This is a genomic window from Pseudomonas antarctica, assembly GCF_001647715.1.
Lineage (GTDB): Bacteria > Pseudomonadota > Gammaproteobacteria > Pseudomonadales > Pseudomonadaceae > Aquipseudomonas > Aquipseudomonas antarctica_A.
The window spans coordinates 4,237,892-4,256,817 of sequence record NZ_CP015600.1; the positions used below are offsets into that span (position 1 = coordinate 4,237,892).

Annotated in this window: 25 protein-coding genes; 9 read left to right on the plus strand and 16 right to left on the minus strand. The window is 57.5% G+C overall.

Annotated features, from left to right (window positions below; genetic code table 11):
* Window positions 1–3 precede the first annotated feature (3 nt).
* From pheS to thrS, 5 genes are all read right to left on the minus strand, one after another.
* Complete coding sequence (gene pheS / locus A7J50_RS19085; protein ID WP_034099107.1) at window positions 4–1,020, minus strand: phenylalanine--tRNA ligase subunit alpha; 1,017 nt, start codon at window positions 1,018–1,020, stop codon at window positions 4–6.
* Window positions 1,021–1,129: 109 nt separating this feature from the next.
* Window positions 1,130–1,486, minus strand: coding sequence for a 50S ribosomal protein L20 (gene rplT / locus A7J50_RS19090; protein WP_053257052.1), 357 nt, complete (start codon window positions 1,484–1,486; stop codon window positions 1,130–1,132).
* A 27-nt stretch (window positions 1,487–1,513) separates the two neighbouring features.
* Window positions 1,514–1,708, minus strand: a complete 195-nt coding sequence (gene rpmI / locus A7J50_RS19095; protein WP_008145659.1) for a 50S ribosomal protein L35 — start codon at window positions 1,706–1,708, stop codon at window positions 1,514–1,516.
* A gap of 60 nt (window positions 1,709–1,768) precedes the next feature.
* Entirely contained in the window at window positions 1,769–2,320 is a 552-nt protein-coding gene (infC, locus tag A7J50_RS19100; RefSeq protein WP_064453217.1) for a translation initiation factor IF-3, read from the minus strand.
* Window positions 2,320–4,242 carry a threonine--tRNA ligase gene (gene thrS, locus A7J50_RS19105; RefSeq protein ID WP_053257053.1) on the minus strand — a complete coding sequence of 641 codons (1,923 nt, stop codon included), beginning with the start codon at window positions 4,240–4,242 and terminating at the stop codon, window positions 2,320–2,322. Before thrS ends, infC begins: the two co-directional genes overlap by 1 nt.
* 369 nt (window positions 4,243–4,611) lie before the next feature.
* Between thrS and A7J50_RS19110 the strand changes: the two genes are divergently transcribed.
* Both A7J50_RS19110 and A7J50_RS19115 read left to right on the plus strand, forming a co-directional pair.
* On the plus strand, window positions 4,612–4,926 hold the full coding sequence (locus A7J50_RS19110) for a hypothetical protein (RefSeq protein WP_064453218.1): 315 nt from the start codon (window positions 4,612–4,614) through the stop codon (window positions 4,924–4,926).
* Between the two features lie 289 nt (window positions 4,927–5,215).
* Window positions 5,216–5,428: a cold-shock protein gene (locus A7J50_RS19115; RefSeq protein ID WP_003234260.1), complete on the plus strand. Its 213-nt coding sequence runs from the start codon at window positions 5,216–5,218 to the stop codon at window positions 5,426–5,428.
* A 74-nt stretch (window positions 5,429–5,502) separates the two neighbouring features.
* Here A7J50_RS19115 and A7J50_RS19120 read toward each other — a convergent pair whose 3' ends face one another.
* Entirely contained in the window at window positions 5,503–5,823 is a 321-nt protein-coding gene (locus tag A7J50_RS19120) for an I78 family peptidase inhibitor (RefSeq protein WP_064453219.1), read from the minus strand.
* A gap of 144 nt (window positions 5,824–5,967) precedes the next feature.
* A complete protein-coding gene (locus A7J50_RS19125; RefSeq protein ID WP_064454979.1) occupies window positions 5,968–6,276 on the minus strand; it encodes a hypothetical protein in 309 nt (102 codons plus the stop codon).
* Between the two features lie 172 nt (window positions 6,277–6,448).
* Here A7J50_RS19125 and A7J50_RS19130 point away from each other — a divergent pair, with 172 nt between their 5' ends.
* On the plus strand, window positions 6,449–6,661 hold the full coding sequence (locus A7J50_RS19130; protein WP_064453220.1) for a hypothetical protein: 213 nt from the start codon (window positions 6,449–6,451) through the stop codon (window positions 6,659–6,661).
* 33 nt (window positions 6,662–6,694) lie between these two features.
* Here A7J50_RS19130 and A7J50_RS19135 read toward each other — a convergent pair whose 3' ends face one another.
* Genes A7J50_RS19135 through A7J50_RS19165 form a run of 7 tightly spaced genes read right to left on the minus strand, consistent with a single transcriptional unit; the run spans window position 6,695 to window position 13,663 of the window.
* Window positions 6,695–7,723 carry a nucleoside hydrolase gene (locus A7J50_RS19135; protein WP_064453221.1) on the minus strand — a complete coding sequence of 343 codons (1,029 nt, stop codon included), beginning with the start codon at window positions 7,721–7,723 and terminating at the stop codon, window positions 6,695–6,697.
* 26 nt (window positions 7,724–7,749) lie between these two features.
* Window positions 7,750–8,154, minus strand: coding sequence for a D-ribose pyranase (gene rbsD / locus A7J50_RS19140; protein ID WP_064453222.1), 405 nt, complete (start codon window positions 8,152–8,154; stop codon window positions 7,750–7,752).
* The gene (rbsK, locus tag A7J50_RS19145) at window positions 8,151–9,068 is read right to left on the minus strand and encodes a ribokinase (protein WP_064453223.1); all 918 of its coding nucleotides are present in this window, start codon (window positions 9,066–9,068) and stop codon (window positions 8,151–8,153) included. The genes rbsD and rbsK overlap by 4 nt, the downstream gene beginning before the upstream one ends.
* 23 nt (window positions 9,069–9,091) lie before the next feature.
* The gene (locus A7J50_RS19150) at window positions 9,092–10,114 is read right to left on the minus strand and encodes a LacI family DNA-binding transcriptional regulator (RefSeq protein ID WP_064453224.1); all 1,023 of its coding nucleotides are present in this window, start codon (window positions 10,112–10,114) and stop codon (window positions 9,092–9,094) included.
* Window positions 10,115–10,117: 3 nt separating this feature from the next.
* Complete coding sequence (locus tag A7J50_RS19155; RefSeq protein WP_064453225.1) at window positions 10,118–11,095, minus strand: ABC transporter permease; 978 nt, start codon at window positions 11,093–11,095, stop codon at window positions 10,118–10,120.
* On the minus strand, window positions 11,092–12,645 hold the full coding sequence (locus A7J50_RS19160) for a sugar ABC transporter ATP-binding protein (protein WP_064453226.1): 1,554 nt from the start codon (window positions 12,643–12,645) through the stop codon (window positions 11,092–11,094). The genes A7J50_RS19155 and A7J50_RS19160 overlap by 4 nt, the downstream gene beginning before the upstream one ends.
* Before the next feature lie 58 nt (window positions 12,646–12,703).
* Entirely contained in the window at window positions 12,704–13,663 is a 960-nt protein-coding gene (locus A7J50_RS19165; RefSeq protein ID WP_064453227.1) for a sugar ABC transporter substrate-binding protein, read from the minus strand.
* 555 nt (window positions 13,664–14,218) lie between these two features.
* On the opposite strand from A7J50_RS19165, the gene A7J50_RS19170 reads away from it, so the two are divergent.
* The 3 genes from A7J50_RS19170 (at window position 14,219) to A7J50_RS19180 (ending at window position 16,441) form a co-directional block, all read left to right on the plus strand.
* On the plus strand, window positions 14,219–15,307 hold the full coding sequence (locus tag A7J50_RS19170) for an asparaginase (RefSeq protein WP_064453228.1): 1,089 nt from the start codon (window positions 14,219–14,221) through the stop codon (window positions 15,305–15,307).
* 188 nt (window positions 15,308–15,495) lie between these two features.
* A complete protein-coding gene (locus A7J50_RS19175; protein ID WP_208604440.1) occupies window positions 15,496–15,747 on the plus strand; it encodes a DUF1654 domain-containing protein in 252 nt (83 codons plus the stop codon).
* Window positions 15,748–15,751: 4 nt separating this feature from the next.
* The gene (locus A7J50_RS19180; protein WP_064453230.1) at window positions 15,752–16,441 is read left to right on the plus strand and encodes an endonuclease; all 690 of its coding nucleotides are present in this window, start codon (window positions 15,752–15,754) and stop codon (window positions 16,439–16,441) included.
* Between the two features lie 31 nt (window positions 16,442–16,472).
* On the opposite strand, the gene A7J50_RS19185 is transcribed toward A7J50_RS19180, so the two are convergent.
* Complete coding sequence (locus tag A7J50_RS19185; RefSeq protein WP_064453231.1) at window positions 16,473–16,838, minus strand: SPOR domain-containing protein; 366 nt, start codon at window positions 16,836–16,838, stop codon at window positions 16,473–16,475.
* A gap of 262 nt (window positions 16,839–17,100) precedes the next feature.
* Here A7J50_RS19185 and csrA point away from each other — a divergent pair, with 262 nt between their 5' ends.
* From csrA to A7J50_RS19200, 3 genes are all read left to right on the plus strand, one after another.
* On the plus strand, window positions 17,101–17,295 hold the full coding sequence (csrA, locus tag A7J50_RS19190) for a carbon storage regulator CsrA (RefSeq protein ID WP_003192511.1): 195 nt from the start codon (window positions 17,101–17,103) through the stop codon (window positions 17,293–17,295).
* A gap of 210 nt (window positions 17,296–17,505) precedes the next feature.
* A complete protein-coding gene (locus A7J50_RS19195) occupies window positions 17,506–17,769 on the plus strand; it encodes a hypothetical protein (RefSeq protein ID WP_064453232.1) in 264 nt (87 codons plus the stop codon).
* 93 nt (window positions 17,770–17,862) lie between these two features.
* Window positions 17,863–18,144, plus strand: coding sequence for a hypothetical protein (locus A7J50_RS19200; protein ID WP_064454980.1), 282 nt, complete (start codon window positions 17,863–17,865; stop codon window positions 18,142–18,144).
* Between the two features lie 33 nt (window positions 18,145–18,177).
* On the opposite strand, the gene A7J50_RS19205 is transcribed toward A7J50_RS19200, so the two are convergent.
* The gene (locus A7J50_RS19205; RefSeq protein WP_064453233.1) at window positions 18,178–18,855 is read right to left on the minus strand and encodes an HAD family hydrolase; all 678 of its coding nucleotides are present in this window, start codon (window positions 18,853–18,855) and stop codon (window positions 18,178–18,180) included.
* Between the last annotated feature and the right edge of the window lie 71 nt (window positions 18,856–18,926).

Consider the following 18,926-nt stretch of genomic DNA (forward strand, 5'->3'; position numbering starts at 1 on the left):
CGACTAGCGAAATTGCGCGAGGAACCGCAAGTCGTTGTCGAAGAACAGACGTAAGTCGTTCACGCCGTAACGCAGCATGGCCAGACGCTCAACGCCCATGCCGAAGGCAAAGCCCGAGAACTCTTCCGGGTCGATCCCGGACATGCGCAGCACGTTGGGGTGCACCATGCCGCAGCCCATCACTTCCAGCCAGCCCGTCTGTTTGCAGACGCGGCAGCCTTTACCGCTGCACATCACGCACTCCATATCAACTTCGGCGGATGGCTCGGTGAACGGGAAGAACGAAGGACGGAAACGCACCGCCAGCTCCTTCTCGAAGAACACCCGCAGGAATTCTTCGATGGTGCCTTTGAGGTCGGCGAAATTGATGTCGCGATCAACCAGCAGGCCTTCGACCTGATGGAACATCGGCGAGTGGGTGATATCCGAGTCGCTACGGTACACACGGCCTGGGCAGACGATGCGGATCGGCGGCTTGTTCGCTTCCATGGTGCGGACCTGTACCGGCGAGGTATGGGTGCGCAACAGCATGTTCGCGTTGAAATAGAAGGTGTCGTGCATCGACCGGGCCGGGTGATGGCCTGGGATGTTGAGCGCCTCGAAGTTGTGATAGTCGTCTTCGACCTCAGGGCCTTCGGCAATGCCGTAGCCGATATGGGTGAAGAACTGCTCGATACGTTCCAGAGTCCGGGTGATCGGATGCAGACCGCCCGAGGCCTGGCCACGGCCAGGCAAGGTTACGTCAATGGACTCGGCGGCGAGCTTGGCCGCAAGATCGGCCTCCTCGAGCGACGCCTTGCGCGCATTGAGAACCTCTGTGACACGCTCCTTGGCGACGTTGATCAGCGCACCGACTTGCGGACGCTCTTCAGCCGGCAAATTCCCCAGGGTCTTCATCACCTGAGTCAATTCACCCTTTTTGCCAAGGTAGTGAACCCGGATTTGCTCCAGGGCATTGATATCTTCAGCGCTTTGCACAGCCTCAAGAGCTTGAGCGACGAGCGCGTCCAGGTTTTCCATGTACAGACTCCAGATACAAAATAGGGGAAGAGCTTGAAGGCTCTTCCCCTATTTATGACGTTTACCACCTTGGGCTGCAGGAGCAACCCAGGGTGACTGTCGGGGGTACTTAAGCCAAAGTGGCTTTAGCTTTCTCGACAATCGCAGCAAACACCGCTTTATCGTTCACGGCCAGTTCAGCCAGAACCTTACGGTCGATTTCGATGGACGCTTTTTTCAGGCCAGCGATGAAACGGCTGTAGGACAGACCGTTAACACGTGCACCAGCATTGATACGAGCGATCCACAGAGCGCGGAACTGACGTTTTTTCTGACGACGGTCACGGTAGGCGTATTGGCCTGCCTTGATTACCGCTTGCTTGGCAACACGGAATACGCGTGAACGCGCGCCGTAGTAGCCTTTAGCAAGTTTCAGAATTTTTTTGTGACGCTTACGGGCAATGACGCCACGCTTTACACGAGCCATGAGTTACTTCCTCTATTCTTGACTAAATTAACGAAGGCGCAGCATGCGCTCGACTTTTGCCACGTCACACGGTGCCAGCAAGCTGCTACCGCGCAGTTGACGCTTACGCTTGGTCGACATTTTAGTCAGGATGTGGCTCTTGAAAGCGTGCTTGTGCTTGATACCGTTAGCAGTTTTCAGAAACCGCTTAGCAGCACCACTTTTAGTTTTCATTTTTGGCATGTTCGGATACTCCGCATTCAGTTGATAAACATAATCAGAAGGCCTGCCGTGCCCTGTTGATTACTTCTTCTTTTTCGGGGCGATGACCATAATCAGCTGGCGTCCTTCCATCTTAGGATGCTGCTCGACAGAACCGTACTCCAACAGGTCAGCTTCAACCCGCTTGAGGAGTTCCATCCCCAGCTCCTGGTGGGCCATCTCACGGCCGCGGAATCGCAAGGATACCTTGGCCCTGTCCCCATCACTCAGGAAACGTACCAGGTTGCGCAGTTTTACCTGGTAATCCCCTTCCTCCGTCCCTGGACGAAACTTGATTTCTTTTACTTGAATCTGCTTCTGGTTCTTCTTCGCTGCGGCAACCTGCTTCTTCTTCTCGAAGATCGATTTGCCGTAGTCCATCACCCGACAAACAGGTGGGATTGCGTCGGCGGAAATTTCCACCAGGTCCAATTTGGACTCTTCAGCAATACGAAGCGCTTCATCAATAGAGACGATGCCAATCTGCTCGCCATCAGCGCCAATTAACCGAACCTCGCGTGCCGAGATATTCTCATTGATCGGCGCTTTCGGTGCAGCTCGTTTATCTTGTCTCGGTTCACGCTTAATAATAATTACTCCGAATCTGGGCGACCACGCCGGGAAACCGCTTGCGCGAGGAACTCAGCGAACTGGGCGACGGGCATCGAGCCCAGGTCAGCACCTTCACGAGTACGCACAGCGACAGTCTGCATCTCGACTTCCCGATCTCCGATAACCAAAAGATAGGGAACCTTGAGCAAAGTATGCTCGCGGATTTTAAAGCCGATCTTTTCATTTCTCAAGTCGGACTTGGCACGAAATCCGCTTTCGTTGAGAGTTTTTTCAACTTCAGCGGCAAAATCGGCCTGTTTATCAGTGATATTCATGATCACTGCCTGAGTCGGAGCCAGCCACGCGGGGAACGCACCCTCGTAGTGCTCGATCAGGATCCCGACAAACCGTTCGAACGAGCCGAGGATCGCCCGGTGCAGCATAACCGGGTGTTTACGGCTGTTGTCTTCGGAGACGTATTCAGCCCCCAAACGGATCGGCAGGTTAAAATCGAGCTGCAAAGTACCACATTGCCACACACGACCAAGACAATCTTTCAGCGAGAACTCGATTTTCGGACCGTAGAAGGCGCCCTCACCCGGCTGCAAATCGTACGCAAGGCCCGCATTGTCTAGCGCGGCGGCCAGTGCAGCTTCGGCGCGATCCCACAGCTCGTCAGACCCGACGCGTTTTTCCGGACGAGTGGACAGCTTCATTTCGACTTCGGTGAAGCCGAAATCGCGATAAACGTCCATGGTCAGCTTGATGAACGCCGCGGATTCAGACTGCATCTGCTCTTCGGTGCAGAAGATGTGGGCGTCATCCTGAGTGAAGCCACGCACACGCATGATGCCGTGCAGCGCACCCGACGGCTCATTACGGTGGCAGGCACCGAATTCGGCCAGACGCATCGGCAACTCGCGGTAGCTCTTCAGGCCTTGGTTGAACACCTGCACGTGGCACGGGCAGTTCATCGGCTTGATGGCGTAGTCGCGGTTTTCCGACTGGGTGGTGAACATGTTGTCAGCGTAGTTGGCCCAGTGCCCGGATTTCTCCCACAGGCCGCGATCAACGACCTGCGGAGTCTTGATTTCCAGGTAGCCGTTATCGCGCTGAACCTTGCGCATGTACTGCTCGAGCACCTGATACAGGGTCCAGCCGTTCGGGTGCCAGAACACCATGCCCGGCGCTTCTTCCTGGAGGTGGAACAGGTTCAGGCGCTTGCCGATCTTGCGGTGGTCGCGTTTTTCGGCTTCTTCGATGCGCTGGATGTAGGCTGCCAGCTGCTTCTTGTCAGCCCAGGCAGTGCCATAGATCCGCTGCAACTGCTCGTTCTTCGCATCACCGCGCCAGTAGGCACCGGACAGCTTGGTCAGCTTAAACGACTTGAGGAAGCGCGTGTTCGGCACGTGCGGGCCACGGCACATGTCGACGTATTCTTCGTGGTAATACAGGCCCATGGCCTGTTCGTCCGGCATGTCTTCCACCAGACGCAGCTTGTAGTCTTCACCACGAGCAGTAAATACGTCGATCACTTCGGCGCGCGGCGTGACTTTCTTGATGACGTCGTAATCTTTTTCGATCAGAGCGTGCATGCGCGCCTCGATAGCAGCCAGGTCGTCCGGAGTGAATGGACGCTCGTAGGCGATATCGTAATAGAAGCCTTCGTCAATGACCGGGCCGATTACCATCTTCGCGGTCGGGTACAGCTGCTTGACCGCGTGGCCAATCAGGTGCGCACAAGAGTGGCGAATGATCTCAAGCCCCTCTTGATCCTTAGGCGTGATGATTTGCAGGCTGGCATCGGCGGTGATCAGGTCGCTGGCGTCAACCAGCTTGCCGTCGACCTTGCCGGCCACAGTGGCCTTGGCCAGGCCGGCACCAATGGATGCGGCGACCTCGGCTACGGAAACCGAATGATCGAATGAACGTTGACTGCCATCGGGAAGAGTAATAGTTGGCATGGCGCCTCCTCTCCTAGTGGTGACCCCTACCAAAGGTCACGTGGGTTGGGATGAGCCAGTACAAGATCCAACACCAGGCCGTTCAGTGATGAACGCCTGCCTTACAGCGGCAGGAGCCTTTCGGCCAACCGATAATCGAACCAGAGTGACTGGAGTGAACTAAAAAGAACATGGCAAGGCGGCAATTGGCACGCCTGTAAACAGCCAGGTTGCGGATGCTAGCACAGATGAACGGTCGTCGCGCCGACACGGCCTTAGGAAATACAAATTCCAGCGTTTATAGCGGCAAAAGTGAACTTGAGCTGTACGACAGGCCTCAAACGCACCGAGAATCGCCGTTCGTCCTCAAGACTTCAGGAGCCTTTAACTATGCGTTTTTCCTCGACCTTCGCGCTTGCTGCATCGCTGGCCTTCCTCTCCTTCGGCGCACAGGCTGCAGCCCCATCGAACTGGCCTTCGGCCGGCGACCGGGACAACTTTGTCAAAGACTGCACCTCAGCCGCTCAGCAGAGCGTTGACGCCAAAACCGCCAAAGACCATTGCGAATGCGGCGCCGACAAGATCAACGCGGAATTGAGCACCGCTGAAATCAAGGAGCTCATGACTAACCAGAACGCCAAGCAGGAGCTTAAAAACAAAGCGGTCACGGCTATTTCGTCCTGCAAAGTCGTGAAGAAAAAGTAAGACCGACCACTGATCAGGCAGCCATTTAGCGGAAAAAAAAGCCTGAAAACTGCCATTTCTCACAAATTACGCAGCTTTTACGGCTTTTTTTAACAGCTGATATTTCGCGCCAAAGCCCCGTAGATCGGGGCTTTCAGCCGAACAAGGCACTAAACGCAACGCCATTGAGTAGTAAACAATGCCTTGGGGGGGCTCCCAAGTCGAACATTTCGACTATGATAGCCAAGTGTGCCCAGTTGGCCTGAGCAGCACAGCACTACTGAAAATATATGTTTCTTGGAGATACACCATGTCTAATCGCCAAACCGGCACCGTTAAATGGTTCAACGATGAAAAAGGCTTCGGCTTCATCACTCCTCAAGGTGGCGGTGACGACCTGTTCGTACACTTCAAAGCTATCGAAAGCGACGGTTTCAAAAGCCTGAAAGAAGGCCAAACCGTTTCCTTCGTGGCTGAGAAAGGCCAAAAGGGTATGCAAGCTGCACAGGTTCGCGGCGAGTAATTCTCCGCTGAGCTAAAAAAAACCCCGTCCATGTGACGGGGTTTTTTATGGGCGCTGCAAAAGCCGGGACGCTGTCAGCCGCAGTTGACCCGCGTAATCACCAGGTTGTCGTCGGTGTTCAGGTTCAAGCGGTCGGAGCGGTATTCCAGAGTGATCATGTCGTTAGGCTTGAGGATCCGCGCGTTCTGCGCGCCGGCACGGGTACGCGCCTGATCCAGCAGTTGAGGCGAAGCTTTCTGGCCGATGGCGAATTCGGCAGCCTTCGACTCACAACGGCTATGGCCTGCGTCAGCAACGGCGACGTCTTTGCCTGGCTCAGAGGCACCCGGGGTGCTGCAACCCGCCAACGCGAGTGCTGCCAACAAAGTGCCGAATGATGCGAGCTTCCAAGGCATGAAGCCTCCTATGATAAAAAATGGACAGAGATCGTGCGACAGCGATCTGGCCGTTTGGTTTCAAGACGTAAATCGCCCGACGGCAAGTCTGCCTGACTCAGGGCGAGCATTCGCCAAGTCAATCGTCACCAGATATGAACGCACTCAGTAGATGTCGATGTAGTCAAACGGTGGGTTTGGCCAATTCTGCGTGAGCGCATTGAAAATCTGCATGACCCAGACTTCATCACTGGCCGCGACTTTACCGACATAACCCGAACCTTTCGCCCAGGTTTCCAGGCGAAACAGCAAGCCATCGATCTCGACACCGCCTACGGCCTTCCCGGAGGAGATATACGCGATACCGGCCCTGGTCACCCGTAACTGGGTATGCTCGTCATCACTGGCACTGGCGAGCAACTGACGGACAGCCTCCAGCGTGACGTTATCGGGGTTGTTCAAATCGATCTGCACCTGGTGTTCCCCGGCAATTGAATTGAGCAACAGTGTCGCACAGCGCCTGCCTCAACCCGAAGCGCCTCATGCCTAAGTAGCAGTGCCAAATACCCTGCAAAAATGGTTAACTGCCGCGACTAAAACCGCGTGCCAGCGCACTGCCCAGCACTTCAAACCCCGCGAGCCCCCCATGACCACTGTAACCCTCCAAGCCGACATCAAAGCCAAGTGGCCTCAAGGACAGAGCTCCTACAGCCCCGGAAGCCCGGAGGAGTTGGCAATCATCGGAATCGACCTGCTGGTCAAGGAACTCGGTACTCAGGCCGCGCAAGCCTTCATCGGCCAGATATTCGAGAAATACCCGGCCGATCACATGGGCGCACACAAGCCCGAGCGCGAATAAGAACCGGCCGGCGAGCGCCGACCGGCAAACACATTACTTCAGGCGCGCCAAGCGCTCGGTCAGCAGATCGAAGAAGCCTTGGGCGTCGCCGTTCTCAACCCAGAACGCGTTCTTCGGCTGCTTCAAGCCGTCATACCAATCGACGATGGTCTGGCCGAAGGTCGGGCCTTCGCGACTGTCTACCACCACGTTAACCTCACGCCCACTGAACAGTGCCGGCTTGAGCAGATAGGCAATGACGGTAGCGTCGTGTACCGGACCGCCCGGGATGCCGTAGTGCTCCATGTCGCCTTTGACGTATTCATTGAGAATGTCGCCAACCACTTTGCTCGCGTTGTTGTTAATCGCCGCGATTTTCTTCAGTCGCGCTTCGCTGGTCAGCACCTTGTGGGTCACGTCCAGTGGCAGGTAGGTCAGCTTGACGCCACTTTTGAGCACGATTTCAGCGGCGATAGGGTCGGCGAACAAATTGAATTCGGCCACCGGTGTGATATTGCCGCCATTGAAGTGCGCACCGCCCATCACCACCACTTCCTTGATGCCTTGGGTGATTTCCGGGGCCTGGGTCAACGCCAGCGCCAGGTTGGTTTGTGGGCCGAGCATGGCGATGGTGATGCTGTGCGGCTTGGCAGTGCTGAGCGTTTTGATCAGGTAGTCGACAGCATTGCCTTCAGCCAGGCCGTTTTTTGGCTCGTGTACGGTGACACCGGAAATACCTTCTTTGCCGTGAATATTCTCAGCGTAAATCGGCGTGCGCAGCATCGGTTTTGGCGCGCCTGCGTACACAGGAATTTCCTCACGCCCTGCCCACTCACGAGCCAGGCGTGCGTTGCGGGAAGTCTTGTCCAGGCGCACGTTACCGGCAACGGTGGTCAGCGCACGAATGCTCAGTTCCTCCGGAGAGGCCATGGCAAACAACAAGGCCACTACGTCATCGGCACCTGGGTCGGTATCGATGATCAGGTCGATTTTTTCCGCCGCTTGGGCGCTGGCTGCTGTGAGCGCGGACAAAAGCAGGACACTCCGAAACAGGTTTTTCAGGGTTGGAAGACCACGTTGCATGAAACACTCCTTGTCGTAGGAAAACTCTAGAAGGTTACGCCGGACACCAGCGCGATATTGCAATAAGGCTGGCACTCGCCAGTGCGCACTACGGCGCGGGCCTTGCGGCTGAGCTGCTTGAATTCTTCGTGGCTGAGCAGGCGGCGCTCGCCGAGGGCAGCCTGGTCAGTCAGGGTGTTGAGTGCCGTGAGCGCAGGTGGCTGCTTGAGCAGGATTTCTTCCGCCAACACGTGGCTTTCCACCTGCATTTCGCTCAGCACAATGCGTAGGGTACTGATGAAATCAGGAATGCCCTGGGTCAGCGCCAGGTCGATCAACTCGACGCCCGGCGGCACCGGCAGGCCGGCATCGCCAATCACCAGGATGTCACCATGACCGAGGGACGCGATCACGCGCGACAGGGCGATATTGAGCAGAGGTGTCTTTTTCATGAGGGTATAAAACCTTGAACGTCCTGCAATACAGGGATAGAGGGTTGCGCGCCGGCGCGAGTGACCGACAGCGCTGCGGCGACCTGACCAAAGCGAATAGCCTCGGCTTCGCTTTTACCGTTGGCGAGCGCGGCGGCAAAACCACCCACGAAGGTGTCACCGGCAGCCGTGGTGTCCACTGCCTTGACCTTTGGCGCCACCAGGTGCTCAAAGCCGTTGCCATCGGCAAACAGCGCGCCCTGCGCCCCCAGAGTGATGATCACTTTGCCGGCGCCCGCCTTGATCAACTGCGTCGCAGCGACCTTGGCGCTGTCGAGGGAATCGACCGTCACGCCACTTAATGCACCGGCTTCGCTTTCGTTGGGAATCAGATAGTCGATCGAGGCGTACCACTGCGCGGGCAACGGGCCACTGGCCGGTGCTGGATTCAGGATCACCGTCTTGCCCAGTTCACGACCGCGCTTGAGAGCATGGCCCACGGTGTCCATGGGTACTTCCAATTGGCAGACGATCACATCGGCCGCCTGCAACACCGAATCGGCCAGCTGCAACGAAGCGGGCGTCAGCTCACCGTTGCTTCCCGCAACGATTACAATCGCGTTCTGGCTGCTGTCATCCACCACAATCAATGCCACGCCGCTTGAGCCGTCGACCGAGCTGACGGCCTGGCAATCAATGCCCTCCACCAGCAACGCGTCGCGCAATTGAGTGCCGTAGGCGTCCGTGCCGACGCATCCAATCATCGCCACATCAGCACCCAGGCGCGCCGAAGCGACCGCCTGATTGGCGCCCTTGCCGCCCGGGACGGTGGAAAACGTTTGGCCAATCAGGGTTTCACCGGCGCGCGGCAAGCGACTGGCGCGGGTGACCAAATCCATGTTCAAGCTGCCTATTACCACTACTTTTGCTGGCATACATCAGTACTCATCAATTCGGTTCAGCGGTATTGGGCGAACACACCCGCAAACGGCGCCGTCGACTCACGTAAAACAATGCTTGGCGTCACGATGCGCTGATCGATCGGCAGTTGGGGTGTCGCAATTCGTCGCAATAAGAGTTCGGCGGCCGTCTCGCCCAATTGCACGATTGACTGCCCGACCGTGGTCAGCGCGGGGTAAACGTAGCGGCCCATTTGAATGTCGTCAAAACCGATCACCGACAGCTCACCCGGCACACGAATATTGCGCTCGGCTGCCGCACGTAATACACCGAAACCGATCATGTCGTTACTGGCGAAAATCGCACTTGGCGGGTTTTCCGACAGCAACTGTACCGCAGCGGCATAACCACCGGTGCTGGTGAAGTCACTTTCCAGGGTGCGACTGGCCGCTACATCCACGCCCGCCTCACGCAGCGCGCGGTGATAGCCCGCAAGCCGCATTTGCGCCACACGGGTGTGACCGGGGCCACCAATGCAGGCGATGTCCCGGTGACCCAGTTCAAGCAAGTGCCGGGTCGCCAGGTAAGCGCCCTCCTCGTGGTCGATACGCACCAGGTCGACATCAATGCCATCCAGCGCACGGTCGACAATGACCATGGGCGTGCGCACCGCGCTCAAACCCGCAGCAAGGCCACTGTCGTCACCACCCACCGAGGTCACGATCAAGCCGTCGATGCGCTTCTCGAGCAATACGCGCAAGTAGCTGCGCTGCTTCTCAGCGTTATCGTCGGAGTTGCAGAGGATCACGCAATAACCATTACGCTCACAGTAATCCTCGATGCCCCGGGCCAGTTCGGCAAAATACGGGTTAAGGCTATTGGGCACCAGCAGGCCAATGGTGGCAGTGGTCTTGGCTTTGAGCGAGCGCGCAACCGCACTTGGCACATAGTCCAACTGCTTGATCGCCGCTTCAACCTTGATCCGCACAGGCTCGCTGACCGGCCGCGTCTTGTTCACCACATGGGACACGGTGGTGTAGGAAATACCTGCGAGCGCCGCCACATCCTTGATCGTTGCCATGGTTCAGCCCCGCCGACTGGCGCGCTGGCTGCGATAGGTGTCGAGGACCACGGCAATCACGATCACGGCACCGGTGATGATGCGTTTGGTGGGCTCTGTAGCACCGATCTGCGCAAGGCCGGCCGCCAGCACCGAAATAATCAACACACCGAAGAACGTACTGATGACCGAGCCGCGCCCACCCATCAGGCTGGTACCGCCGATCACCACCGCCGCGATCACCTGCAACTCAAGGCCGGAGCCGGCATTCGGGTCCGCCGCTTCCAGGCGCGAAATCTGGAACAGTGCCGCCACGCCGGCCAACAGCCCCATCAGGCTGAACACCAGGATCTTGTAGGGCTTGGGATTGATCCCGGCCAGGCGCACCGCCTCTTCGTTAGTGCCGATACCGATCAGGTAACGGCCGAATACAGTACGGGTCAACACCAACTGAGCGGCAACGATTACCAGCAAAGCAATGATAAACGATGGCGAAATACCGAAGGCAACCGGGTTGGACAACCAGGCAAACGAATCACCGATATAGGCGGTGCGCGAACCGGTCATCTGGTAAGCCACGCCACGGGCCATTTCCAGCACGCCGAGGGATACGATAAATGACGGAATGCGCCAGGCCACGGTAATCGAACCGGTGATGGTACCCGCCAATGCTGCGCAGCCCATGCCCAGCACCGCCGCTGGCAATACGCTCCAACCCCAGCTGAGAATCGCCACGCTGACTGCCGATGCGGCCAATGCCAGCACCGAGCCCACCGACAGGTCGATACCGCCGATGATCAGGATGAACGTCATGCCGACCGCCAGCACCATCAGGTCCGGAATCTGGTTGGCCAGGGTGCTGAAGGTGTCATAGGACAGGAAGTGATCGCTGAGTACCGAGAACAGCGCAATCATTGCGAGCAAGGCACCGGCCAGTCCCAGATAAGTACCCAGGCCGTAGAAGTTGCCGCCGGTTTTACCCGGGGAGTTTATTGTTTTCATGGGGTATCCCTAAGCGCTGCTTCGTTCAGCAGCGCGTCACGTTTTTGATAGCCGGCAAAGGCGGCGGCGAGCAACTCGTCCTGGGTCCAGCTGTCGCGCTCGAAGGTCTCGATCAGGCGCCCGGCGGACAGCACACCGATGCGGTCGCAGATCAGCATCAGCTCCCGCAGGTCGCTGGACACCACTACCAGCGCTTTGCCCTGGCGCGTCAATTCGCCGAGCAACGCATAAATGTCGAACTTGGCGCCGACGTCGATACCGCGGGTTGGCTCGTCAAAGAGCATCACCGCGCAATCGCGCTCCAGCCAACGGCCGATCACGACCTTCTGCTGGTTGCCGCCCGACAGCTCGGACACCAACTGTGCGGGGCTTGAGCTGCGGATGCGCATGGCATCAATCTGGCGCTTGGCCAGGGCAGTTTCGTCCCGGCTGTTCACCACGCCGCCGCCGGAAATTTCCGGCATGTTGCCCAGAGCGATATTGGCGCTGATGGATTGGGTCAGCAGCAGGCCTTCACCCTTGCGGTCTTCGGTAATCAGAGCAATGCCATGAGCCACCGCGTCCACCGGCGAACGGATACTCACCACCTGCGCTGGCGACCCCAGGGCCACCGTGCCACTGTCGGCCAGGTCGGCACCGAAAATCAGGCGTAACAATTCAGTACGACCCGCGCCGATCAGGCCGGAGATGCCATAGATCTCCCCGGCACGCACTTCAAAGGACACATCGCGGACCTTGTCCGAGCGGCTCAGCCCTTTCACCGTCAGGGCCGGACCGCCAATGGTGCGTGGCCCCAGGTCGATCTTTTCACCCAGCTCACGACCGACCATCAAGGTGACCAGTTGCTCACTGTTGTAATTGGCCATCGGCTCGACGCAGACCAGCTTGCCGTCGCGTAAAACCGCAATACGCTGCGCGACACGAGCCAGTTCTTCGAGCCGGTGTGAAATATAAATGATCGCCACGCCCCGGGCCTGCAGGCGGGTGATTTGCTCGAACAGCATCTCGACTTCACGGGCGGTGAGCATGGCCGTGGGTTCGTCAAGGATCAGTACATGGCAGTCGCCGATCAGGTTGCGGGCGATTTCGACCATTTGTTGATGGCCGATGCCCAGGCTCCCGACGAGGGTGTCCGGGTCGATCGCGTCGAGGCCGACTTGGGCCATCGCCTCGATCGCAGCCTTGCGCAGTTGCGTGCGGTTGATCCAGCCACAGTTTCTGGGCAGGTTATCCAGAAACAGGTTTTCGGCCACGGTCAGCGTTGGCAGCAGGTTGAGTTCCTGCATAACCATGCGCACGCCCAGCTCTTCAGCCTGGGTGCGACTGCCGGGGCGGTAATCCTGGCCATTGAACTGCATGTGCCCGGTGGTCGGCGTGACCAGCCCGCCGATAATTTTCGACAACGTGCTTTTACCAGCGCCGTTCTCACCAGTCAGCGCCAGCACTTCCCCGCGATTGAGCGTAAGGGTGATGTCGGACAGAACCGGTTGGGCATAGGTCTTGCCGATACCGCTGACCGAGAGGACAGCGTTCGGGGCGGAAGATGACATAAGAAAAATCTCCAGGCGCCCGCTCAGGACGAGCGGGCGCTGTTGGGTGCTACCAGGATTACTTCTTGAGGACGAGTTCGACCGGGGTTTCGATCACGCCGTCTTTGGCATCGACTTGCTCACCCTTGACCAGCTTGAGCGCGTTCTGGATACCGAACACAGCTTGCTGAGCAGCGGCTTGGTCGGCAGTCGCCAGGACACGGCCGTCCTGCAGCATAGGTTTAATGGCTTCGATGTTGTCGTAGCCCACCACCAGCACTTTGCCGGCCTTGTCTGCCGCACGTACCGCGGAGACTGCGCCCAGTGCCATGTTGTCGTTACCGGCCAGCAGCGCCTTGAGGTCCGGGTATTCGCTCAACATGGCGGAGGCCACTTTCTGGCCCTGGTCGATTTCCCAGTTACCCGATTGGGTGGAAACGATCTTCATGCCGGCGGCGTCCATCGCATCCTTGTAGCCTGCGGTGCGCTGCTGGGCGTTGGTGGTGGTCGGCACGCCTTCGATGATGCCGACCTTGTCACCCGAGGTCAGTTGCTTGGCCAGGTAGTCACCCACCAGCTTGGAGCCTTTGCGGTTGTCCGGGCCCACAAACGGGATAGTGAGGTTTTTGCTTTTCAGTACGTCCGGATCAAGGCGGTTGTCGATGTTGACGACCTTGATGCCAGCATCAGAGGCTTTCTTCAGCACAGTGACCAATGCCTTGGAGTCGGCGGGGGCGATCACGATGGCGTTTACTTTGGCGAGGATCATCTGGTTGACGATATCGATCTGCGCACTGGTATCGGTTTCGTTCTTGATCCCGTTGGTGATCATGTCGAAATCAGCGGAATGCGCCTTCTGGTATTCCTTGGCGCCGTCCTGCATGGTCACGAAAAATTCGTTGGCAAGGGATTTCATCACCAGGCCGACCTTGGGTTTGGCGGCGGCGTCATCAGCGAATGCAGAGGAGAGAGGTAGAGCAGCGGATGCGGCAGCAAGCACAGCGACAGCAAGAAGACGTCCAGCAAATGGCAGCTTCATGGGTTCACTCCGATCTTATGATTATTGTAAGCAACGCTTGCACCGAAGAACGCTTCGGCAGCCCTCCCACCCGGGTGGCTGATACGAGCTTTCACGATACTCAGGGAGCGCTGCGTGAAACATCTCGCAAACGTTTGCGTTAGTCAAACTATGAGAACCTTGCCGAGATTTGTCAACGACGGAAATCTGCCTTTCATCTGGCCCGGGCCTTTCATCGTACCGCTGATGTGATTAAACATTGCCTTTGCCCGACCGCTCTCCAAAACGATAGGCAGTGACGCCACCGTCATACACGCCTCCATGAATATTCCATCATGGTTTTCGGACAACCGAACGCAATAGCCCCTCACTGTTCGGAAAGCCGGACAACCGCTCCTCATCCCCCTCTAAAAAATCAATTTAAGTTGTTTTAAATCAACACGTTAATTTATATGTTCGGCCACCATCAGCCTGGTACAAATCCTGCTCTTTCTCAGCACCTCGCGGCATTCAGAATCGCCCGGGTGTTCTAGATGAACCTGCTACCGCACTCATCAAAAACCAGAGAGAAAAATAATGAAATCTGCACTGAAAACCTTCGTTCCGGGCGCTCTAGCCCTACTGCTGCTGTTCCCCGTTGCCGCCCAGGCAAAGGAAGTTGAAACCAAGACCAAACTGTCCAACGTGGTGATTCTCGCCACTGGCGGCACCATTGCAGGTGCCGGCGCCAGCGCCGCCAACAGCGCCACCTACCAGGCGGCCAAAGTCGGTATCGAGCAATTGATCGCTGGTGTTCCTGAGCTTAGCCAGATCGCCAATGTACGCGGCGAGCAAGTGATGCAAATTGCGTCCGAAAGCATCAACAACGAAAACCTGCTGCAGTTGGGTCGCCGCGTTGCCGAACTGGCTGACAGCAAGGACGTGGACGGCATCGTAATCACCCACGGTACCGACACCCTCGAAGAAACCGCTTACTTCCTGAACCTGGTGGAAAAGACCGACAAGCCAATCGTAGTCGTCGGCTCAATGCGTCCAGGTACCGCCATGTCGGCTGACGGCATGCTCAACCTGTACAACGCCGTGGCTGTCGCCGGCAGCAAAGACGCTCGCGGCAAGGGCGTACTGGTCACCATGAACGACGAAATCCAGTCGGGTCGCGATGTCAGCAAAATGATCAACATCAAGACCGAAGCGTTCAAAAGCCCGTGGGGCCCGTTGGGCATGGTCGTTGAAGGCAAATCCTATTGGTTCCGCCTGCCTGCCAAGCGCCACACCATGGATTCCGAGTTCGACATCAAGACCATCAAAAGCCTGCCGGACGTGGAAATCGCCTACGGCTACGGCAACGTGAGCGACACCGCCGTCAAGGCCCTGGCCCAGGCCGGTGCCAAAGCCATCATCTATGCCGGTACCGGTAACGGTTCGGTGTCTTCCAAAGTAGTCCCTGCCCTGCAGGAACTGCGCAAGCAAGGCGTGCAAATCATTCGTTCTTCCCACGTGAATGCCGGCGGGTTCGTTCTGCGTAACGCCGAACAGCCTGACGACAAGTACGACTGGGTTGCCGCACATGACCTCAACCCACAGAAAGCCCGAATTCTGGCAATGGTTGCCCTGACCAAGACTCAGGACAGCAAAGAGTTGCAACGGATGTTCTGGGAATATTGATTGCTAGCGACACCTGTAGAGGCGGGCTCGCCTGCCTCTACCTCCCCGCTCGCCCCTCCGGTACACATTCTCCTCGCTACAGCCCTCTGCCTGAATGACCGTCAAACGAACTTCCTGAATATTAAGCAGTTGCGAAATTCGTAACAGTTAAATACTGTATGCACGTACAGCACACTAAGGAATACTCCGTGGCAACGTCTACTTCTGCAGCGCCAACCCCGCCTGACGCCTATGCACGCCTCGCCGTTCGTGTGCAAAAAATCATCAATTCGACCAACGCCCAAAAAGCCAAGGCCGCCCTGATCTTCCGTTTGCCGGACGAGCCGGAGGAGGAATGGGAGCGCTTGCTGGAAGAAATCGCGGAGAACGACAACGTCACCCTCGCCTATCGGGATGATGGCGGCGTGCAGATTTTCTGGGTTGTGCCGAAGGAAGATTGATTCAATGAGTGCCCGTTTTATTGCTGTTTTTTGCTTGTTTTTTGCCGCTACTGCTCATGCTCAGGCGCCCCGAACATTCAGCGAGGCCAAAAAAGTCGCCTGGAAGCTCTACGCACCACAATCCACGGAGTTCTACTGCGGCTGCAAATACAACGGCAACCGCGTGGATTTGAAAGCCTGCGGTTACATCCCACGCAAAAATGCCAATCGCGCTGCACGCATCGAATGGGAACACATCGTTCCAGCCTGGCAGATCGGGCATCAGCGCCAGTGTTGGCAAACCGGTGGGCGCAAAAACTGTACGCGCTACGACGACGTGTTCAAGCGCGCCGAGGCGGACCTGCACAACCTGGTGCCGAGCATCGGCGAGGTCAATGGCGACCGTAACAACTTCAGTTTTGGATGGCTGCCGGCGCAACGCGGGCAATACGGTTCATGCCTGACCCAAGTGGATTTCAAGGCCAAGAAGGTCATGCCCCGCCCGTCCATTCGCGGGATGATCGCCCGAACGTATTTCTATATGAGCAAACAATACGGCTTGCGCCTGTCAAAACAGGACCGCCAGCTGTATGAAGCCTGGAACAAGACCTACCCCGTGCAACCTTGGGAGCGTCAGCGCAACCAGACCGTGGCGTGTGTAATGGGGCGCGGTAACGAATTTGTCGGCCCGGTGAACCTGAAAGCCTGCGGCTGAAAATGGGCGGGACTGCCGCCCAACCTGCCGGTTACTGCGCAGTCTTGTGCTCGATGACCTGCGACTCGGTATCATTTTTCTTGGCGCGTGCCAGTTTTTCGGTCAACAGGGCCTGCTTGGCTTCAGCTTCGGCCTTGCTGGCGAACGGGCCCAGCAGTACCTCGTCCTTACCGTCTGTCTTCACGATATAAAAATTGAAACCATGTTCCAGCAGCCAGGCGGTCAAGTCGGTGAGCGCCTGCAGTTTGTGGTCTGGCGGGCCTACCCATACGTCCCACTCCTGAGCGGCAATCACTCCGGTTTGAGGCTGGCTCTCGGTCACGGCAGGCTTGGCCTTGGGGGCGTCGACCGGTTTACCTTCACCGCAACCGGCCAATGCCAACACCGCAATTGCCATCGCTACTTTACGCACTGCCCTGCTCCTTTAAGGATAAAGAGGCAACTTTATCATTCACTGTCTATTCTGGCCGTCATAAACGTTGGCTTAAACAATGCGAATGATGTACCGCAGACCTGTATGATGCCGCCATGGGAATTAATGTCGCCTCTATGCGTCCTAAAAGAGGCAGTCACAGGGAAGCGCTTAGCAGTAAGCTACACACATCCGACACGTGCCCTGTCTGAAACATGTGCCCTTAAAAGTAATCAAGGAGAAGTCCATGCTGATACTCACCCGAAAAGTTGGTGAAAGCATAAACATCGGTGATGACATTACGATCACCATCCTGGGCGTCAGCGGCCAGCAAGTACGAATCGGCATCAACGCCCCCAAGGACGTTGCCGTGCATCGCGAGGAGATTTACCAGCGCATCCAGGCCGGCCTCACGGCTCCGGACAAAAACCAGACTCCTTGACGCCCCACTCAGTAGCCAGCCTTTTCGTTCACTGTAACGGCTGGCGAAATCCCTTCAGACTGTTCGCGCTTTCTTGCGCGATCCGCGCGCTTGACACGTTCAGCGTCGCTGCAAGATGAAACTGTCTTGGCGCCTGGAACTTGTTGCTTAATTCGCAGCCGAATCTCCTGACTATTATCCTGCCATCCGAGTGCGTTCAGGAGCACGTCGATGAGGCCAACCGCAAAGCAGCCACTTGTTTCCAAGTCCTGGGGGATCGCCCTGCTGATAGGGCTGGTCTTCGTGGCGTTGGGATATGGCGTGAGGTTCGAAATTGAAGGCATCAGCGACCCCGGCAAACGTTCGTGGCTGGACCTGGCGCTCTTCTTGTCTGGCTACCTGTTCGCGTTCTGCCTTCAGCCCCTCCAAAAGGCCATTTTGCGCAAATTGTGCCAACGCGCCGCGCAACGTCCCCCGCAGAAAGCCGCACGATGAGGGCCGGTAATCCGCTATCGGATCGCCGGTATTTACAGCCTTGCAGCAGGATCTATGCTTGGCTTGCACGGTCAGTCAAAGGCGTTAAAGCAGATGGACAGCCTCAGCAAATGCCAAATCGAATCGGCACTGGCAGCGCGCCTGCCCAGCTACAAGATCACGTGTACGTTGCACGCTGACGGCACCCTTTCTGCCATCCTCAGTGGCCCGGAAACCGACCATTTCGCGATTACCGGAATCGTGCGGGCGAATTATCGCGGTGCCGAAGCGATTGCCCGGCTTGCCAATGAAATCCTCAGAGAAATGGTGATGTCCCGCCAGGGAATAAGAAGCAGCCGGCTACAGGCGCCGCCTGATCACATCCCTCGCGAATAAGGCCGAGACCGGTAACGGCTCGGCTTTTTCATTTCAGCCCGCCAGACCCTGCAAACTCAGCAGGCCCTCACCGTCGCGCCGGACCTGCAACTGCTCATAGTCGTGGATGGTGGCATGCGCGGTGGCCATGGGCGTCAGGTGAGTAGAGGTCACCACCATTACATCCGCACCGGCCGCCTCCCCGGCTCGAATACCCACGCTCGCATCCTCGAACACCAGGCACTCCCGCACCGGCACCCCCAAACGCTGCGCCCCCAGCACATAACAGGCGGGGTCAGGCTTACCGCTGACAACATCTTCAGCCGTCACCAACACTGCCGGCGGTGCAATGCCCGCAGCAGTCAGGCGGCGCAACGCCAGTTCCCTGGGTGCAGAGGTGACCAGCGCCCATTGATCGCCAGGGAGGCCGTTCAGAAACTCGACAGCGCCGCAAATCGCCACGACCCCCTCGACATCATTGATTTCCGCTTCGGTGATCCACTGCGCTTCAACTTCAGGGTCCACGCCTGGCAAAGCTTGACGGGTGATGGTGTCAATGGCGCGTGCGCCATGGATGGTGGTCAGGAAGGCCGCCACATCCAGCCCGTGGCGCTCAGCCCAAGTGCTCCATACACGCTCGGCGGCCGCGATAGAGTTGAGCAGGGTCCCATCCATATCGAACAGAAAGGCGCGGTAACGTTGGGCAAATACGGCTGAACCTCGGACGGACACGGCGTGGATTCCTCTTGGGCATTAACAAATAATCGACCCGATGCAATCTACGGGTCACCTCCTCGCTTGTA

What these genes read in the sequence shown, in the direction of transcription:
- A7J50_RS19180 (WP_064453230.1), top strand. Translation starts at nt 15,752, where the DNA reads ATGAGTGCCCGTTTTATTGCTGTTTTTTGCTTGTTTTTTGCCGCTACT.
- A7J50_RS19185 (WP_064453231.1), bottom strand. Translation starts at nt 16,838, where the DNA reads ATGGCAATTGCGGTGTTGGCATTGGCCGGTTGCGGTGAAGGTAAACCG.
- csrA (WP_003192511.1), top strand. Translation starts at nt 17,101, where the DNA reads ATGCTGATACTCACCCGAAAAGTTGGTGAAAGCATAAACATCGGTGAT.
- A7J50_RS19155 (WP_064453225.1), bottom strand. Translation starts at nt 11,095, where the DNA reads ATGAAAACAATAAACTCCCCGGGTAAAACCGGCGGCAACTTCTACGGC.
- A7J50_RS19115 (WP_003234260.1), top strand. Translation starts at nt 5,216, where the DNA reads ATGTCTAATCGCCAAACCGGCACCGTTAAATGGTTCAACGATGAAAAA.
- rbsK (WP_064453223.1), bottom strand. Translation starts at nt 9,068, where the DNA reads ATGCCAGCAAAAGTAGTGGTAATAGGCAGCTTGAACATGGATTTGGTC.
- thrS (WP_053257053.1), bottom strand. Translation starts at nt 4,242, where the DNA reads ATGCCAACTATTACTCTTCCCGATGGCAGTCAACGTTCATTCGATCAT.
- rplT (WP_053257052.1), bottom strand. Translation starts at nt 1,486, where the DNA reads ATGGCTCGTGTAAAGCGTGGCGTCATTGCCCGTAAGCGTCACAAAAAA.
- A7J50_RS19160 (WP_064453226.1), bottom strand. Translation starts at nt 12,645, where the DNA reads ATGTCATCTTCCGCCCCGAACGCTGTCCTCTCGGTCAGCGGTATCGGC.
- rbsD (WP_064453222.1), bottom strand. Translation starts at nt 8,154, where the DNA reads ATGAAAAAGACACCTCTGCTCAATATCGCCCTGTCGCGCGTGATCGCG.
- pheS (WP_034099107.1), bottom strand. Translation starts at nt 1,020, where the DNA reads ATGGAAAACCTGGACGCGCTCGTCGCTCAAGCTCTTGAGGCTGTGCAA.
- A7J50_RS19200 (WP_064454980.1), top strand. Translation starts at nt 17,863, where the DNA reads ATGGACAGCCTCAGCAAATGCCAAATCGAATCGGCACTGGCAGCGCGC.
- A7J50_RS19130 (WP_064453220.1), top strand. Translation starts at nt 6,449, where the DNA reads ATGACCACTGTAACCCTCCAAGCCGACATCAAAGCCAAGTGGCCTCAA.
- A7J50_RS19150 (WP_064453224.1), bottom strand. Translation starts at nt 10,114, where the DNA reads ATGGCAACGATCAAGGATGTGGCGGCGCTCGCAGGTATTTCCTACACC.
- A7J50_RS19165 (WP_064453227.1), bottom strand. Translation starts at nt 13,663, where the DNA reads ATGAAGCTGCCATTTGCTGGACGTCTTCTTGCTGTCGCTGTGCTTGCT.
- A7J50_RS19120 (WP_064453219.1), bottom strand. Translation starts at nt 5,823, where the DNA reads ATGCCTTGGAAGCTCGCATCATTCGGCACTTTGTTGGCAGCACTCGCG.
- A7J50_RS19110 (WP_064453218.1), top strand. Translation starts at nt 4,612, where the DNA reads ATGCGTTTTTCCTCGACCTTCGCGCTTGCTGCATCGCTGGCCTTCCTC.
- A7J50_RS19195 (WP_064453232.1), top strand. Translation starts at nt 17,506, where the DNA reads ATGAGGCCAACCGCAAAGCAGCCACTTGTTTCCAAGTCCTGGGGGATC.
- A7J50_RS19170 (WP_064453228.1), top strand. Translation starts at nt 14,219, where the DNA reads ATGAAATCTGCACTGAAAACCTTCGTTCCGGGCGCTCTAGCCCTACTG.
- rpmI (WP_008145659.1), bottom strand. Translation starts at nt 1,708, where the DNA reads ATGCCAAAAATGAAAACTAAAAGTGGTGCTGCTAAGCGGTTTCTGAAA.
- A7J50_RS19135 (WP_064453221.1), bottom strand. Translation starts at nt 7,723, where the DNA reads ATGCAACGTGGTCTTCCAACCCTGAAAAACCTGTTTCGGAGTGTCCTG.